The sequence below is a fragment of the Pseudomonas japonica genome (genome assembly GCF_900188455.1).
In the GTDB taxonomy this organism is placed as follows: Bacteria; Pseudomonadota; Gammaproteobacteria; order Pseudomonadales; family Pseudomonadaceae; genus Aquipseudomonas; species Aquipseudomonas japonica.
In genome coordinates, this window is sequence record NZ_FZOL01000007.1 from 128,723 (window position 1) to 144,689 (window position 15,967).

General features: G+C 66.9%; 15 protein-coding genes. 6 read left to right on the top strand and 9 right to left on the bottom strand.

What is annotated here, in order from left to right; all coding sequences use genetic code 11:
- Window positions 1–165: 165 nt before the first annotated feature.
- The 3 genes from CHB99_RS11105 to CHB99_RS11115 form a co-directional block, all read right to left on the bottom strand.
- Window positions 166–756: an HAD family hydrolase gene (locus CHB99_RS11105; protein ID WP_042123829.1), complete on the bottom strand. Its 591-nt coding sequence runs from the start codon at window positions 754–756 to the stop codon at window positions 166–168.
- A complete protein-coding gene (tesB, locus tag CHB99_RS11110; RefSeq protein WP_042123827.1) occupies window positions 753–1,622 on the bottom strand; it encodes an acyl-CoA thioesterase II in 870 nt (289 codons plus the stop codon). Before tesB ends, CHB99_RS11105 begins: the two co-directional genes overlap by 4 nt.
- Window positions 1,623–1,697: 75 nt before the next feature.
- Window positions 1,698–2,267, bottom strand: coding sequence for a GNAT family N-acetyltransferase (locus tag CHB99_RS11115; protein WP_042123825.1), 570 nt, complete (start codon window positions 2,265–2,267; stop codon window positions 1,698–1,700).
- Window positions 2,268–2,376: 109 nt separating this feature from the next.
- Here CHB99_RS11115 and CHB99_RS11120 point away from each other — a divergent pair, with 109 nt between their 5' ends.
- The gene (locus tag CHB99_RS11120; RefSeq protein WP_042123822.1) at window positions 2,377–3,291 is read left to right on the top strand and encodes a histone deacetylase family protein; all 915 of its coding nucleotides are present in this window, start codon (window positions 2,377–2,379) and stop codon (window positions 3,289–3,291) included.
- A gap of 151 nt (window positions 3,292–3,442) precedes the next feature.
- Window positions 3,443–4,690 carry a TIGR03862 family flavoprotein gene (locus CHB99_RS11125; protein WP_042123820.1) on the top strand — a complete coding sequence of 416 codons (1,248 nt, stop codon included), beginning with the start codon at window positions 3,443–3,445 and terminating at the stop codon, window positions 4,688–4,690.
- Between the two features lie 185 nt (window positions 4,691–4,875).
- On the opposite strand, the gene rhlE1 is transcribed toward CHB99_RS11125, so the two are convergent.
- Both rhlE1 and yedA read right to left on the bottom strand, forming a co-directional pair.
- The gene (rhlE1, locus tag CHB99_RS11130; RefSeq protein WP_042123800.1) at window positions 4,876–6,198 is read right to left on the bottom strand and encodes an RNA helicase RhlE1; all 1,323 of its coding nucleotides are present in this window, start codon (window positions 6,196–6,198) and stop codon (window positions 4,876–4,878) included.
- Between the two features lie 58 nt (window positions 6,199–6,256).
- A complete protein-coding gene (gene yedA / locus CHB99_RS11135; RefSeq protein ID WP_042123798.1) occupies window positions 6,257–7,180 on the bottom strand; it encodes a drug/metabolite exporter YedA in 924 nt (307 codons plus the stop codon).
- A gap of 143 nt (window positions 7,181–7,323) precedes the next feature.
- Between yedA and CHB99_RS11140 the strand changes: the two genes are divergently transcribed.
- Window positions 7,324–7,782 carry an Lrp/AsnC family transcriptional regulator gene (locus CHB99_RS11140; protein ID WP_042123797.1) on the top strand — a complete coding sequence of 153 codons (459 nt, stop codon included), beginning with the start codon at window positions 7,324–7,326 and terminating at the stop codon, window positions 7,780–7,782.
- On the opposite strand, the gene CHB99_RS11145 is transcribed toward CHB99_RS11140, so the two are convergent.
- From CHB99_RS11145 to CHB99_RS11155, 3 genes are all read right to left on the bottom strand, one after another.
- The gene (locus CHB99_RS11145; RefSeq protein WP_042123795.1) at window positions 7,769–8,374 is read right to left on the bottom strand and encodes a 3'-5' exonuclease; all 606 of its coding nucleotides are present in this window, start codon (window positions 8,372–8,374) and stop codon (window positions 7,769–7,771) included. The genes CHB99_RS11140 and CHB99_RS11145 overlap by 14 nt on opposite strands.
- A 9-nt stretch (window positions 8,375–8,383) precedes the next feature.
- Entirely contained in the window at window positions 8,384–8,863 is a 480-nt protein-coding gene (locus tag CHB99_RS11150; protein WP_042123793.1) for a LabA-like NYN domain-containing protein, read from the bottom strand.
- Between the two features lie 263 nt (window positions 8,864–9,126).
- The gene (locus tag CHB99_RS11155) at window positions 9,127–9,837 is read right to left on the bottom strand and encodes a DUF2076 domain-containing protein (protein ID WP_042123791.1); all 711 of its coding nucleotides are present in this window, start codon (window positions 9,835–9,837) and stop codon (window positions 9,127–9,129) included.
- A gap of 140 nt (window positions 9,838–9,977) precedes the next feature.
- Here CHB99_RS11155 and CHB99_RS11160 point away from each other — a divergent pair, with 140 nt between their 5' ends.
- From CHB99_RS11160 to CHB99_RS11170, 3 genes are all read left to right on the top strand, one after another.
- The gene (locus CHB99_RS11160; RefSeq protein WP_042123789.1) at window positions 9,978–10,643 is read left to right on the top strand and encodes a YciC family protein; all 666 of its coding nucleotides are present in this window, start codon (window positions 9,978–9,980) and stop codon (window positions 10,641–10,643) included.
- A 46-nt stretch (window positions 10,644–10,689) separates the two neighbouring features.
- Window positions 10,690–11,775, top strand: coding sequence for an endonuclease/exonuclease/phosphatase family protein (locus tag CHB99_RS11165; protein WP_042123787.1), 1,086 nt, complete (start codon window positions 10,690–10,692; stop codon window positions 11,773–11,775).
- Between the two features lie 209 nt (window positions 11,776–11,984).
- Window positions 11,985–13,337 carry an APC family permease gene (locus CHB99_RS11170; protein WP_042123785.1) on the top strand — a complete coding sequence of 451 codons (1,353 nt, stop codon included), beginning with the start codon at window positions 11,985–11,987 and terminating at the stop codon, window positions 13,335–13,337.
- Between the two features lie 6 nt (window positions 13,338–13,343).
- Here the strand turns inward: CHB99_RS11170 and hrpB are convergent, their stop codons facing one another.
- Complete coding sequence (hrpB, locus tag CHB99_RS11175) at window positions 13,344–15,863, bottom strand: ATP-dependent helicase HrpB (RefSeq protein WP_042123783.1); 2,520 nt, start codon at window positions 15,861–15,863, stop codon at window positions 13,344–13,346.
- Window positions 15,864–15,967: the final 104 nt, after the last annotated feature.

The window sequence follows — 15,967 nt, forward strand, 5'->3', positions numbered from 1 at the left end:
GGACCGCTATGCGGTCCTTTCGCGGCGGTTCGGCGCCCCGACGAGCCGCGCTCCCACGAGGGACATAGCCGCCTGCGCGAATCCGCCGATCCCATGAGGGCGGCGGCCCAGCCACCTGTAGGAGCTGGCTTGCCTGCGAACGGCCGCGCAGCGGCCGCAAGGCGCCTACCCGAGCAGCGCCCGCAACGCCCGGCAATCCGCGGCATGCCAGTCGGTCAGCTCCGGCCACGGGTTGTCCGGCAGATTCACCAGCACCGTGCGCGTCCCCGCCGCGCGACCGCAATCGAGGTCGAAGCGGTAGTCCCCCACCATGACCATCTCCGCCGGCGACACCGCCCAGGTTTCGGCCAGCTTCAGCAACCCGCCCGGATGCGGCTTAGGCGGCGCTTCGTCGCGGCCAAGGATGCTGTCCACCGGGAAGCAGTCGGCCAGGCCGATGGCTTCCAGGGTGACATGGGCCAACTCGCGGGCATTGCGGGTCAGGATGCCCAGCCGACAACCCCGCTCGGCCAGACCGCGTACCAGCTCCACCGCGCCGACCGCCGGCTGCGAGGCGATCGCCAGGTCGCGTTCGTGCTCCAGCAACCAGGCGTGCTTGGCCTGTGCCTCCTCCGCCGGCAAAGCGGCAAGGTGGGTGAGGATGTCGTCCTCGGGCGGAATGTTCAGCGCCACGCGGATCGCGGCGAAGTCGTGCACGGCCACGGTCAGGGTGCCGTCCATGTCGAACACCCAGTGGCGAATCCGCGCGAGGCTCATGCCCAATCCTTGCGATGACGGATCAGCCCTTCCTGACAGGACGACGCCACCAGTTTGCCCGAGCGATCGAAGATGCTGCCCCGGGTGAAACCGCGACCGTTGCCGGCCCACGGACTGTCCATGGCATACAGCAGCCACTCGTCCGCGCGCAGGTTGCCGTGGAACCACAGGGCATGGTCGAGGCTGGCGATCTGCATGTCCGAGTGCCAGACCGACTTGCCATGAGGTATCAGCGAGGTGGTCAGCAGGCCGAAGTCCGAGGCGTAGGCCAGCATGTACTTGTGCAGGGCCTGGGGGTCCGGCAGGGTGCCGTCGGCGCGGAACCAGGCGTACTTCACCGGATCGCCCGGCTTGGGATTGAACGGGTCTTTCTCGGTGACCGGACGCACCTCGATCGGCTTGGCGCAGAGCAGCTTGTCGCGGATCGACTCGGGCAGGCGGTCGGCCATGGCCTGGGCCACCTCCACTTCCGTGGGCAGGTTTTCCGGACCGACCACATCGGGCATCTGGCCCTGATGCTCGAAGCCTTCTTCGTCGTACTGGAACGAAGCGCTGCAGGTGAAGATCGGGTTGCCCTTCTGGATCGCGGTCACCCGACGGGTGCTGAAGCTGCCGCCATCACGCACGCGATCGACCGAATAGACCACCGGCATGCTCGCATCGCCGGGACGCAGGAAGTAGCCATGCAGGGAGTGCACGTGCCGATCCTCCTCGACCGTCTGGCTGGCCGCCGACAACGACTGGCCAAGCACCTGGCCACCGTAGAGCTGGCGAAAGCCAAGGTCCTGACTACGGCCGCGGAAGAGGTTTTCCTCGATCGCTTCCAGACTCAACAGATCGACCAGATCGTCCAACACATGGCTCATTCGAGATTCTCCAAAGCAGGGCCCAGGCGGCAAATGATACAGGATCTGTCATTGCTGGCCCGTATGTTCGCTGATTCAGCCGCGCAGGGTCGCCTGCCACTGGGCGCGGTCGATCCGGTACAGCACATGCGGGCGCAGTGGATGACCGGGTTCGAGTTTCGGGTGCTCGAAATCGCCGGCGGGGTCGGCCTGCATGCCGATGGCCTGCATGACCTTCTGCGAGGCCAGGTTGTCGCGGGTGGTGAACGACACCACCTCCTGCAGGCCGAGCTGGGCGAACCCGCAGCGCAGGCTGGTCCAGGCCGCCTCGCTGGCGAAACCCAGGCCCCAGTGACGCCGGGCCAGGCGCCAGCCGATCTCCACCGCCGGGGTGAAGGCGGCGTCGAAACCCACGTTGAGCAGGCCGGTCATGCCGATGAAGGCCCCGGTGTCCTTGCGTTCCAGGGCCCACAGGCCAAAGCCGTATTCGGCGAAATGACCGCGGATGCGCCCGATCAGCGCGGCGCTTTCCAGGCGGCTCAGCGGCGCCGGGAAATAGCGCATCACCTGCGGGTCGGCACACAACGCGGCGAACTCCTTGAGGTCGTCGTCCTGCCACTGGCGCATGACCAGGCGCGCACTTTCCAGTTCCAGTATCGGCGTCATCGAAAGCTCCAGAATCCTCGGTCTCGCAGTCTACAGCGTAGGCAGGCAATGCTGGCGCTGCCCGCCGCGCTACTGGCAAGATCGCCCGGTGCCCACCGCCGGACCCGCCATGCGCCTGCCTCTTGTTTATCACGACGACTACAGCCCGGAGTTTCCACCCGAACACCGCTTTCCGATGGACAAGTTCCGCCTGCTCCACGATCACTTGATCGCCAGCGGACTGACCACCGACGCCGCGCTGCTGCGCCCGGAGATCTGCCCCAACGACATCCTCGCCCTGGCCCACGACCGCGCCTATATCGAGCGCTACATGAACGGCGACCTGTCCCGCGAGGACCAGCGCCGCCTTGGCCTGCCCTGGAGTGAAGCCCTGGCCCGACGCACCGTGCGCGCCGTGGGCGGCTCGCTGCTCACGGCTGAGCTGGCCCTGCAACACGGCATCGCCTGCCACCTGGCGGGCGGCACCCACCATGCCCATTACGACCACCCGGCGGGCTTCTGCATCTTCAACGACCTCGCGGTGATCAGCCGCTACCTGCTGGAGGCCGGACGGGTGCACCGGGTGCTGATCTTCGATTGCGACGTGCACCAGGGCGACGGCACCGCGCGGATCCTCGAAGACACTCCGCAAGCCATCACCGTGTCGCTGCACTGCGAACAGAATTTCCCCGCGCGCAAGGCCCGCAGCGACTGGGACATCCCGCTGCACCGCGGCATGGGCGACGCCGAGTACCTGAAGGTGGTGGACGATGCCCTGAACTACCTGCTGCCGCTGTACCAGCCCGACCTGGTGCTGTACGACGCCGGCGTCGATGTGCACAAGGACGACGCCCTCGGCTACCTGCAGCTCACCGACGAAGGCGTCGCCTCCCGCGATACCTGCGTGCTGCGCCATTGCCTGGGGCGCGATATCCCGGTGGTCGGAGTGATCGGGGGCGGCTACAGCAAGGACCGCGAAGCCCTGGCGCGGCGCCACGGTATCCTCCATCACTGCGCGCAACAGGTGCTGGATTACCCACAATGACTGTGGAACCGCTTGTGGATAACCTGCGGGAAAGCCGTTTTGCCCCCGTGAAACCGGGGCTGCGCGGCAACTGAACATTTTTTGTACAGTGCCTTGCCCGGCGCGCCTCGGGTAGAATGGCCGGCTCACTTATCCCCAGCCTGCCGCCGCCATGACCGATTCCCGCGCTACCCTCCCCGCCCACGTCGCCATTATCGGAGGCGGTCCCGCCGGCCTGATGGCGGCCGAAGTCCTCAGCCTGGCCGGGGTGCGGGTCGATCTGTACGACGCCATGCCCTCGGTGGGGCGCAAGTTCCTCCTGGCCGGGGTCGGCGGCATGAACATCACCCATTCCGAACCCAAGCCCGCCTTCGTTTCCCGCTATGCCGAGCGCGCCGACGAGATCGCCGCGCTGCTCGAAGACTTCGACGCCGAGACCCTGCGCGAATGGATTCACGGCCTGGGGATAAGTACCTTCGTCGGCACCTCGGGGCGGGTGTTTCCGACGGACATGAAAGCCGCGCCGCTGCTGCGTGCCTGGCTCAAGCGCCTGCGCGACGCCGGGGTGGTTATCCACACCCGGCATCGCTGGCTGGGCTGGAACACGGATGGCAGCTTGCGAATCGGTTATCCACAGGGCGAACTGGTGGTCCGCGCCGATGCCGTGATCCTCGCCTTGGGTGGCGGCAGTTGGGCCCGCCTGGGTTCCGATGCAGCCTGGCTGCCATGGCTGGCCGAGCGGGCTGTGGATATCGCCCCGCTGCAGGCGGCCAACAGCGGTTTCGAAGTGACGGCGTGGAGCGATCTGCTCAAGCAGAAGTTCGCCGGGGCACCCTTGAAGAACATTGCCCTGAGCCTGCCGGGCCACGAACCACGGCCGGGCGAGTTCGTCCTGACCGAGACCGGGGTGGAAGGCAGCCTGGTGTACGCCTGGTCGGCGCAGATTCGCGAAACCATCAACCGCGAAGGCCGCGCCACGCTGTTGCTGGATCTGCTGCCGAACAAGCCTGTGGACAAGATTGCCGCGGCGCTGGCGAAACCGCGCGGGTCGCGGTCGATGGCCAGGCATCTGCAGGGGCAGTTGGGGCTGGATGGGGTGAAGGCTTCGCTGTTGCGCGAGCTGACCGGGCCGGAGGTGTTCGCTGATCCACTGAAGCTGGCGGCGGCGATCAAGGCCTTGCCCATCGAACTGGTACGGCCGCGGCCGCTGGATGAGGCGATCAGTACGGCGGGCGGTGTGAGGTTCGAAGCGCTGGACTCGGGGTTGATGCTGAAACCGGTACCGGGCGTGTTCTGCGCCGGGGAGATGCTCGACTGGGAAGCACCGACCGGGGGGTATCTGCTGACGGCTTGCTTTGCCAGTGGCAGGCAGGCGGGGTTGGGGGTTCTAAACTGGCTTGCCGAGCCCCGTCCATTGTAGGAGCTGGCTTGTCGTGTGACGAACCACTGCGAAGGACCGCGCAGCGGTCCCGGTTCCCAATTTGTAGCTGGGAAAAAGCCATTGGCCTGGCTGTAGATCAGGAACCGGGACCGCTTCGCGGTCCTTCGCAGTGGTTCGTCACACGACAAGCCAGCTCCTACAAGGGTCAGGCGAGCCCGGTGTTATCAGGGCTTGCGCTTCTTGGGCCCGGTATTGAAAGCCGGCACCTTGCGCACCGCCTTGGCCGCCACCGGCGCATCACCGCTGTCGGTCCAGCGCCCGAGGCTGCCCTTGGCCCCACTCTGCTTCGGCTTCTTCGGTTTCTTCGGCTTTTTCAGGATCTGCCCGCTGGCATCGGTCACCGGCACCCGGTGATCCGGCTCGAAGCCCGGCTCGTCATGCCGCGGCAAGGTCTTGCGGGTCAGGGTCTCGATCGCCGAGAGCAACTGCACTTCATCGGCGCAGACCAGCGACAGCGCCTCGCCGGTATTCCCCGCCCGACCGGTACGGCCAATGCGGTGCACGTAGTCCTCGGCAACGATCGGCAGGTCGAAGTTGACCACCAGCGGCAGGTCGTCGATGTCCAGTCCGCGTGCCGCCACGTCGGTGGCCACGAGAATCTGCACTTCCCGCGCCTTGAAGCTGTCCAGCGCGCGCTGGCGGGTGGCCTGCGGACGATCGCCATGAATGCCGTCGGCGTTGATGCCCATGCCCAGCAGGCGTTCGACCAGTTGATCGACACCGTTGCGGGTCTTGGCGAAAACCAGCACCTGGCTCCAGCGCTGCTTGCGCAGCAGGTGGCAGAACAGCTCGGTCTTGCGCTTCTTGTCCACCGTGACGATCCACTGCTTCACCGTGCTGGCGGTGACATTGCGCGGACTGACTTCGACGCTCAGCGGCTCCTTGAGCATCTGCCCGGCCATCAGGCGGATCTCGTCGGAGAAGGTGGCGGAGAACAGCAGGGTCTGGCGTTTCACCGGCAGCGCGGCGTAGATCGAACGCAGTTCCTCGGCAAAGCCGAGATCGAGCATGCGGTCGGCCTCGTCCAGCACCAGCGCCTGGAGCTGGTTGAACTTCACCGCGTTCTGGCGGAACAGGTCGAGCAGCCGACCCGGAGTCGCCACCAGCAGGTCGATGCCCTTGCGCAGCTTCATCATCTGCGGGTTGATGCTGACGCCGCCGTACACCGCGTAGGTGCGCAGCGGCAGGTGCTCGGCATATTCGCGGATATTCTCGTGGACCTGCTCGGCCAGCTCGCGGGTCGGCACCAGCACCAGCGCGCGCACCGAGTTGCTGGCGACCTGGGCGCCTTCCAGGGTCAGGCGCTGCAACAGTGGCAGGGCGAAACCGGCGGTCTTGCCGGTGCCGGTCTGGGCCGCGGCCATCAGGTCGCGGCCGGCCAGCACGGCGGGAATCGCCTGGGCCTGGACCGGCGTCGGGGTGTTGTAGTTCAGGCCGTCGAGGGCGCGCAGCAGCGGTTCGATCAGGCCGAGTTTGGCGAATGTCATGGCAATACCGTCAGGGGAAATCGTGCAATGGCGCGGAGTTTACCCTGTTCGCCGACGATCACCGAGTGCCGGACATCTCGCCTTCGACCGCCGCCGCCTGCGGGACCCTGCGCCACTGCGGGAGCCCGATCAGCACCACCGCGCCGATGATCACCGCCATCGCCAGGCACTCCTCGGCGCCGATCTGTTCGCCGGCGAAGAGAATCCCCAGCAGCACCGCCACCGCCGGGTTGACGTAGGCGTAGCTGGTGGCCGCCGCCGGACGCACATGCTTGAGCAGGTACATGTAGGCGCTGAAGGCGATGATCGAGCCGAACACCACCAGATACGCCAGCGCGCCCCAGCCCGCGGCGGTGGGCATCTGGGTCAGGCGCTCGCCACTGAAGAAGCTGCTCGCCAGCAGCACCACGCCGCCCACCAGCATTTCCGCGGCACTGGCCATCGGCCCCTGGGGCAGCGGCAGGCTCTTGCTCCACACCGAACCGAACGCCCAGGACGCCGCGGCGAACAGGATCAGCGCCGCGCCCAGCGGGCTGGCCTGCAGGTTCGAACCGAGGTTGAGCAAGGCGATGCCGGCCAGGCCCATGAAGATCCCGGCCCATTCCAGGCGGGTGTTGCGCTGGCCCCAGAGCAGGCCGAACAACAGGGTGAACAGCGGCACCGTGGCCACCGCCAGCGCCGCCACGCCGGAAGCGACCCCGGCATGCTCGGCCACCGTCACCCCGCCGTTGCCGCAACTGAGCAACAGGAAGCCGATGACCCCAGCCGCCTTCCACTGTTGCCAGGTCGGGGCCGGCACTCCGCGCCAGCGCAGGAAGCCATACAACAGCGCACCGGCGACCACGAAGCGCACCCCGGCCATGAGCATTGGCGGCCAGGACTCGACCCCGATGCGAATGGCCAGGTAGGTGGAGCCCCAGACCAGGTACAAGGCAAGGAAGGCACCGATCAATAACCAGGGAAAACGACGGGAGGCAGACATGGGGGGCTCGAATTTGAGTAGTTGTGGCGTTAGTTTAAAAAGCCACGCGGGTAAAATTAAGTTTCAAAATATGCTTATCCAGCCCCTGGACTTTCGAAAGAACGGATCTTTCAGACCTTTCCCTTTGTTTTAACGAGACCCCCATGGACAAGTATGATCGCATGCTCCTCGCCGCCCTTCTGGAAAACGGCCGCGCCTCCTTCGCCCAACTGGCGCGCACCGTCAATCTGTCGGCCCCGGCGGTGGCGGAACGGGTGGCGAAGCTGGAAGCCAGCGGGGTGATCACCGGTTATCAGGCCAAGGTCGACATGAGCAAGATCGGCCTGCCGATCCAGTGCGTGATCGAGCTGCGCCTGGCCAGCCACGGCAACCAGCAGGCCTACGAAGCGCTGACGCAGATTCCCCAGCTCACCGAATGCCACCGGGTCACCGGTGATCCCTGCGTGATCATGCAGGCGGCGGTGGGGTCGATGCCGGAGCTGGAAGAGCTGATCAACCGCGTGGCGCAGTTCGGTTTCAGCAAGACCTCGATCATTCTCTCCAGCGCGGTGGAGCGGCGCGTGCCGCTGGGGCAACTGGAGAAGAAAGCTAACGGTGCTTGAGCAAGGCCTCGCGGACCTTGGCGGCGGGGACCTTCTGCAGCTTGCACAGGAAGGCGTGGTCGAGTTGCTGCACTCCGTGGGTCTGGCGCAACTCGCCGACCAGGTGCTGCAGCAGGTTGGCGGCCATTTCCGCGTCGGCCATGGCCCGGTGCGCGGTGCCGGTGTCGGGCAGCCCGGCCCAGCGGGTCAGGGTGCCGAGCTTGTGGTTCGGCGCCGCCGGCAGCAGGCGCCGCGACAGCAGCAGCGAACAGGCGAAAGACTGGCCGCGGCTGCGACCGATACGGCCTAGTTCGTAGTCCCAGAACTTCTGGTCGAAGGCGGCGTTGTGCGCCAGCAACGGAGTGTCGCCGACGAACTCGGCCACTTCGTTCATCACCCGCTCCACCGGCGGTGCGCTGCGCAGCATCGCCGTGGTGATGCCGGTGAGTCCGGCGACGAAGGCCGGCACCGGCACGCCGGCGTTCATCAGGCTCTGGTAGCGCTCGACGATGCGCCCCTGCTCCAGCATCACCACCGCCACCTCGGTGGCACGGCAACCGGCGCCGGGGGTGATACCGGTGGTTTCGAAGTCGATGACGGCGATACGTTCCAAGAAAAAACCTCAATGCTTGAGCAAAAGCGCGCCTTCGACGGGCACGTAGCGACTGGCGGCGCGGATCAGCGAGTTGGCGGTGAGCCCCGGCACGCCGTAGGCCACGGCCTCGACACCGTGGCGCTGGATGACCCGCTCCAGCAGCAGGTCGAAATCGCCGTCGCCGGAGGCCAGGACCACCTGGTCGACCCGGGCGGCGGCATCCACCACATCGAGGGTGATGCCCACGTCCCAGTCGCCCTTGGCCGAGCCGTCGCTGCGCTGGATATAGGGCTTGAGCTTCACGGTGAAACCGAGGTTGCGCAGGATCTGCTGGAATTGCTGCTGCTTGCTGTCGCCCCGGTCGATGGCGTAGGCGAAGGCCTCGACGATCTCGCCGTCACGGCTGACCTCGGCCCAGAAGGCGGCGTAGTTGAAATGGCAGCCATAAGCCTGGCGCACGGTGTAGTAGAGGTTCTGGACGTCGACGAACAGCGCGATTTTCTTCATCACAACCTCCTTCTCGCTGGGCCTGGGCCGATAAAGGCGCCCAGTATGCCAGTGTGGAGGCGCTGCTGCTTGGTGTGATCGACGGCGCCCTCCCCGTGTGATCGGCTGGCGACCTCCCCGTAGGAGCGAGGCTTGCCCGCGAAAGGACCGCGAAGTGGTCCCGATCCAGATGCCGCTGAGCGACAGCCAAATTGGGTTGTCAGGTTTAGGGACCGCTGTGCGGTCCTTTCGCGGGCAAGCCGCGCTCCTACGGGGAGAGGACGTCAGACGTAATCATCGTCCGAGAAGAAACCGCCGCTGTCGTCGTTGTAGCTGCTGTCATCGGCCACATAGCGCTGGCTGTCATCGTTCCAGCCCCCGCCCTGATCGCTGGCCGGCGCCGGCTCTTCCTTGATCACCTCGACGACTTCCTCGGGCTGCGCGTTGTGATGGAACAGGCTGCTGATGCCCTGCGCCAGCATCACCCCACCCGCCACACCGGCAGCGGTCTGCAAGGCACCGCCGAGGAAGCTGCTGGCCCCGCCGCGCGCAGGGGCAGCCTGGGCTTGCGGCGGTGGCGCGCCCCAGTTGGATTGCGGCGCCACACCGCCACCGCTACCCGGGCCATCACGCCAGCCGCCCGAGGACGAAGGTGGCGCGACCGCCGCTGGCTGGCTCGGCGCCGGACGGGCACTGGAACCGAAGATGCTCGACAGGAAACCACCACCGCCCTGCTGTGCTGGTGCGGGATTCGCCGCCCTGGCCTTCGCTTCGGCCAGTTCGGCCTGGAGCTGGCGGTTCTGTTCGTCGAGGCGCTTGAGCGCCGCTTCCTGGACCAGGATCGCCTGGGCCATGTAGTAAGGCGCGGCGGCATGCTGCTGCACGAGGCCGGCGATATGCGCCTGGGCCTCGGCATCGCGCGGGGTGCCTTCGGCCTCGGCCTGGCGCAGCCTGGCGAACAGGCCCTCGATCAGGTTCCGCTCTTCGTGATTCATGACGCGACCTCTCTGCTGTACGGGTTGCAGTGAACATAGGGACAAGCATCCGCGTTTCAATACACCCTGCGCATGAAACTTTGTTCAGGTTCGACCCCTGAGCTAAAGTGACCGCCTGCTCCGGACACCGACATCGACCCATGAATCCCCTCTCCGTTCTACGCGACTCCCTGTACTTCTTCCGCCGCCATCTGGTCAGCATCGCCGGCCTGTGCCTGCCGCTGGTGATCCTCGAAGCCCTGTGCACCCAACTGCTCTACAGCCAGCTGGAGGACAACGCTTCGCAGGGCTACGGCCTGCTGGTGGGCCTGCTGTTCTATCCGCTGTACAGCGCGGCGCTGATCCTCTACCTCGACGCCCGCACCGACGGCCACGAACCGCTCAAGCGCAACCTGCTGGCCCGCGCCGTGCAACTGTGGCCATCGTTCGCCCTGCTGGTGATGCTCAGTTCACTGCTGATCATGGCCGGCATCTCGCTGTTCATCCTGCCGGGCATCTGGGTGATGACCAACCTGGTGTTCGCCGAGTACCTGCTGGTGCTGCAAGGTCGCGCGCCGATGGCCGCCATGCGCGAAAGCTTCCAGATGGTCAACGGCAACTTCTGGCGGATCCTGATGTGCATGCTCGGGGTCATGACACCGCTGTGGCTGTTCAACGGCATCACCCTCGGCCTGCTGCCGGAGCAGGTGAGCCCGGCCCTGGAACTGCTGGTCAATGTGGTCAACAGCTTCCTGCAACTGTTCAGCACCGTGGTGCTGTTCCGCCTGTACATGCTGATCAGCGAGTCCACCCCGGCGCGTTCCTGAATCCGGGGGCTATGCTCAACCGTCAAACCCGACCTGTCCGAGCCCGATGACCCGACTACTGCGCAACGCCCTGCTGCTGCTTCTGCTGATCGCCGTCCTGCTCTGGCTGCTGGCCTGGCAGGCGGGCTGGCGGCCCGAGCCGCTGGAGGAGGTGCCGGTGGCGTGCACGGGCCCGGCCAAGCCATTGGTGCCAGGCCAGCAGTTGAAGGTGATGACCTGGAACCTGCAGTACCTGGCCGGCAAGCGCTACGTGTTCTGGTACGACGAGGCCGCCGGCGAGGACACCCGCCCCACCGAAGAAGACCTGGCCTTCAACCTCGATGAAGTGGCGCGGGTGATCCGTGCCGAACAGGCGGATATCGTCCTGCTCCAGGAGCTGGACAAGGGCGCCAAGGCCAGCGACTACCAGGACCAGCTCGCCCTGCTCCGCGAGCGTCTCGCCGACCTCTATCCCTGCGCCGTGCAGGCCTGGGACTGGAAAGCCGAATTCGTTCCCGACCGGCACATCGCCGGCAGCGTCGGTCGTACCCTGGCCACCCTCAGCCGCTACCCGATCCAGCAGGCCCAGCGGGTGCAGTTGCCGCGCGCGTCCGACAATGTCCTCAGCCGCCTGCTCGAACCGCAGCAGGCCGTGCTGGTCAGCTACCTGCCGCTGCGCGAAGGCGGGCAACTGGCGGTGCTCAATACGCAGTTGGCTCGGCACCTGCCGGGCAACGATGTGCAGCCGCGCCAGGTGCGCGAACTGGAGACCTTGCTGGACCGCTTCGAACGGCAGGGCACGCCGTGGATCGCCGGTGGTGATTTCAATCAGTTGCCGCTCGGCCAGTACCGCCGCCTCAAACCCGAGCAGCGCCGCTTCTATGCGCCCGACAGCGAACTGCACCGGCTCTGGGACAAGTACCCGATGATCCCGGCCAACGCCGAAGCCACCGGCGCGTATCGTCAACAGTGGCTGACCCATTTCCCCAATGACCCGCGCCTGGACGCTCCGGACCGGACCCTCGACTACCTGTTCCACAGTCCGAAGCTGAGGCGGGTCGCCGCGGGGGTCGTGCAGCAGGACACCCTGGCGATCTCCGATCACCTGCCGGTGCTGGCGCGGCTACTGCTGCCGACGCCGCCGGAGTCCTGAAGGCCCTCAAGGACCACCCGCAAGCACCGGGCAGCCGACGATGCAACCCGGCAATCCCACCTTGCGGCGATGCAACATCAATTCGCTAACCACGCCCGCCCCCGGCTGCTAGCCTAGGCCGCAAACACGGATTGACCGGCAGGTATCGCCACCTCACCCATGCGCGATTCGATTGCGTGCGACCCTATAAAAAATACAAAGGGACATCCATGAGCAGTAACCACCACACGACTCCGGCCGGTGGCGACGAACAGCTTCGTCGCGTGCTCGGCCTTCCGGCCCTGGTCTTCTTCGGCCTGGTCTACATGGTCCCGCTGACCATCTTCACCACCTACGGCATCGTCACCGAAACCACCGGTGGCCGCACCGCCGGCGCCTACCTGGTGACCCTGGCGGCCATGCTTTTCACCGCGGCGTCCTACAGCATCATGGTCAAGCGCTTTCCGGTGGCGGGCTCGGCGTACTCCTACACCAATATCGCCTTCGGCTCGAACGTGGGCTTCCTCGCCGGCTGGTCGCTGCTGCTGGATTACCTGTTCCTGCCGATGATCAACTACCTGCTGATCGGCCTGTTCCTCAACATCGCCTTCCCCGCCGTGCCGACCTGGGTCTTCGTCATCGGCTCCATCGCCCTGGTGACCCTGCTCAACGTCATGGGCATCCGCTCGGTGGCCAAGGCCAGCAACCTGATCGTCGGCGCCCAGGTGGTCTTCATCGGGGTATTCGTCGCGCTGTCCTGCAACTCGCTGAGCAACGGCCCGGTGGACTGGCTGTCGCCGCTGCTCGGCGATGGCAGCAAGCCAGGCTTCGATCCGCTGATGGCGGGGGCGGCGGTGCTGTGCCTGTCGTTCCTCGGCTTCGACGCGGTCTCGACCCTGGCCGAGGAAACCCGCGATGCACGCCGCAACGTACCGCGGGCGATCATGCTCACCACCCTGGCCGCCGGCGCGCTGTTCACCCTGCTGGCCTACCTCAGCCAGCTGGTGATCCCGGGCAGCCATTTCGAGAACACCGACACCGCCGCCAACGAAGTGATGCTGAAGATCGGCGGCCAGTTCCTCGCCAACTTCTTCACCGCGACCTTCGTCGCCGGCAGCCTGGGCTCGGCCCTGGCCTCGCAGGCGGCGGTATCGCGGATCATCTACAGCATGGGCCGCGACAAGTTGCTGCCGCAGCGCGTCTTCGGCAGCCTGTCGCCGCGCTTCGGCACGCCGATCAACGCCACCCTGCTGGTCTCCCTGGTGTCGCTGATCGCCCTGGTGATCGATCTGGGAACCCTGGCCTCGCTGATCAGCTTCGGCGCGCTGGCGGCCTTCTCGGCGGTGAACATGGCAGTGCTGCGCACTCACCTGCCGGGCAAGGGACAAGAGCGCAATGTGCTGCTGCACGGTGTGGTGCCACTGGTGGGGCTGGGCCTGACCCTGTGGCTGTGGACCAGCCTGTCCAGCCTGACCCTGAGCATCGGCCTGAGCTGGTTCGGCGTCGGCGTGCTGTACCTGCTGGTCCTCACCGGCGGCTTCCGGCGCAACGTCAAGGTCGCCGACTTCTCCGAAGCCGGCTGATCCCTCTCAAGTCCCGCGCGGCTTAGCCCGCGCGGTGGCTTCCGCCACCAGTGGATCATCCGGCCAGTAGTGCTTCGGGTAGCGCCCCTTCAGGTCTTTCTTCACCTCGCTGTAGGTGGATTTCCAGAAGTTCGCCAGATCCTGGGTCACCTGCACCGGCCGCCGCGCCGGCGACAGCAGGTGCAGCAGAACCTGCTGGCGGCCCTGGGCGATACGCGGGGTGTCGGCGAGGCCGAAGAGTTCCTGCAGGCGCACCGCCAGCACCGGCGGGTGCTCGCTGTAGTCGATGCGGATGTTCGACCCCGAGGGCACGCTGAGATGGACCGGTGCCCACTCGTCGAGGCGCTGCGGCAGCGGCCAGGGCAGCAGGTTGCGCAGGATCGACGAGAGGTCGAGATTGGCGAAATGACTGAGCCGGGTGACCTTGCCCAGGTAGGGTTGCAGCCAGTCCGCCAGGGTCGCCAGCAGGGCATCGTCGCCAAGGTCCGGCCACTCGCTGGTGCCGCCGCTGGCCAGGTCCAGTTGACGCAGCAAGGCCACCCGCGCCTGCCACTGGCGCAACTCCGGGGTCCATGGCAGCAGCGCCAGGCCCTTGCGCCGGACCAGGTCGAGCAAGGCGCGGGCGCGGGCCTCGTCGTCGAGGCCGGTCAGCGGCTCGCGCGCGAGAATCAACTCACCGACCTTGCGCTGGCGTTCGGCGCGCAGGACGTTTTCCTTCTCGTCCCATTCCAGTTGCTCGACCACGCTGACCTGCTCAGCCAGCACCTCGTCGAACAGCGTCGGGTCGAGTTCCGCCGCCAGGTAGATGCGCTCCTCGCGCTGGCCCTGGCGGCTGCCAAGATCGGCCACCACCAGCCACGCCTGCTTCATCAGCGCATCGACTTCGCCGAACTGCGCGGCGCGGCCATTGGCCAGGCGATACTCCGCGCCACCGGCCCGACGCTGCTGGGCGACCCGGTCCGGATAGGCCAGCGCCAGCAGCGCGCCGAGCCAGCGCGGGTGCTGCGGATCGCTCACCGCCGCGCCGGGTTTGTCGCGCAGGAAGCCGCGGTATTGCCGGGCCAGTTGCCTGGCCCGCTGGACGCCACCCTGGCTGCCGCGCGCGGCGCGGGTCTCGCCGCTGAGCAGGCTCAGGCGGCTGTGCAGGTCGGCGCCGGCGCCACGCAGAATGTCGCGCTCGCCCAGCAAGGCGGCGACATCGCAGGCCATGGCGCTCAGGCCGAGGTCCTGACCGCGCAGCAACAGATGGGCGATGCGCGGGTGAGCCGGCAGTTCGGCCATGGCCTGCCCGTGCGCGGTCAGACGCTCGTCATTCAGCGCGCCGAGCCTGCGCAGCAGATCCTGTGCCTGGCTGTAGGCAGCGGCTGGCGGAGCATCGAGCCAGCGCAATTGCCCGGGCGTCACACCCCAGCGGTTCAGTTGCAGGGCCAGGCCGGCAAGATCGGCGTGAATGATTTCCGCCGTGCCGTAGGCGGCCAGTTGCTCGTGCTGGGCTTCCGACCACAGCCGATAGCACACCCCCGGTTCCAGACGTCCGGCACGACCGGCACGCTGGGTGGCGCTGGCGCGGGAGATGCGCTGGGTGTCCAGACGGGTCATGCCGCTGCCCGGGTCGAATCGCGGCACCCGCGCCAGACCGGCATCCACCACCACGCGCACGCCGTCGATGGTCAGGCTGGTCTCGGCGAGATTGGTCGCCAGCACCACCTTGCGCGTGCCCGCCGGCGCCGGTTCGATGGCGGCGCGCTGGGCGGACAGGTCCAGTTCGCCGTGCAGCGGACAGAGCAGGATATCGGCGCGCTCGCCCAGGGCGTCCTGCAACGACTGGTGGACCCGGCGGATCTCCGCCTGACCCGGGAGGAACACCAGCAGGCTGCCGCTCTCGTCGTCCAGCGCCTGCAGCACGGTGTCGGTGACCCGTGGCTCGATGAACTCGCCGGGCTGGAACGGCCGACCCCAGCACATCCGCACCGGGTACATGCGTCCTTCGCTGCTGATCACCGGGGCGTCGTCGAGCAGCGCGGACAGACGCTCGCCTTCGAGGGTCGCGGACATCAGCAGGATCTTCAGCGGCGGCTCGTCGCGCAGCAGCTCGCGGCCGTTCAGGCTCAGGGCCAGGGCGAGGTCGGCGTCGAGGCTGCGTTCGTGGAATTCGTCGAAGATCAGCAGGCCGACACCGTCCAGCGCCGGGTCGTCCTGCAGGCGGCGGGTGAGGATACCTTCGGTGACCACTTCGATACGGGTTTTCGGACCGACCTTGCTGTCCAGGCGGATGCGATAGCCCACGGTTTCCCCGACCTTCTCGCCCAGCTCGCTGGCCAGGCGCTCGGCGGCGGCGCGGGCGGCCAGGCGGCGGGGTTCGAGCATGAGGATCGTCTGTCCCGCCAGCCAGGGTTCGTTCAGCAGCGCCAGCGGCACGCGGGTGGTCTTGCCGGCGCCGGGCGGCGCTTCGAGCACGGCTTCGTGACGCTGGCCCAAGGCTTCGCGCAGTGCCGGCAGTACGACATCGATCGGTAAGGAAATCATGGTAGCCCTCAAACAGTCGGGCGAGTATAACGGCGAACCCGGCCTGCCCTATCATGGTCTTATGCCCTGAAGCCGGCGTTTTGCCGGTATCGTTGCGGCTTTCC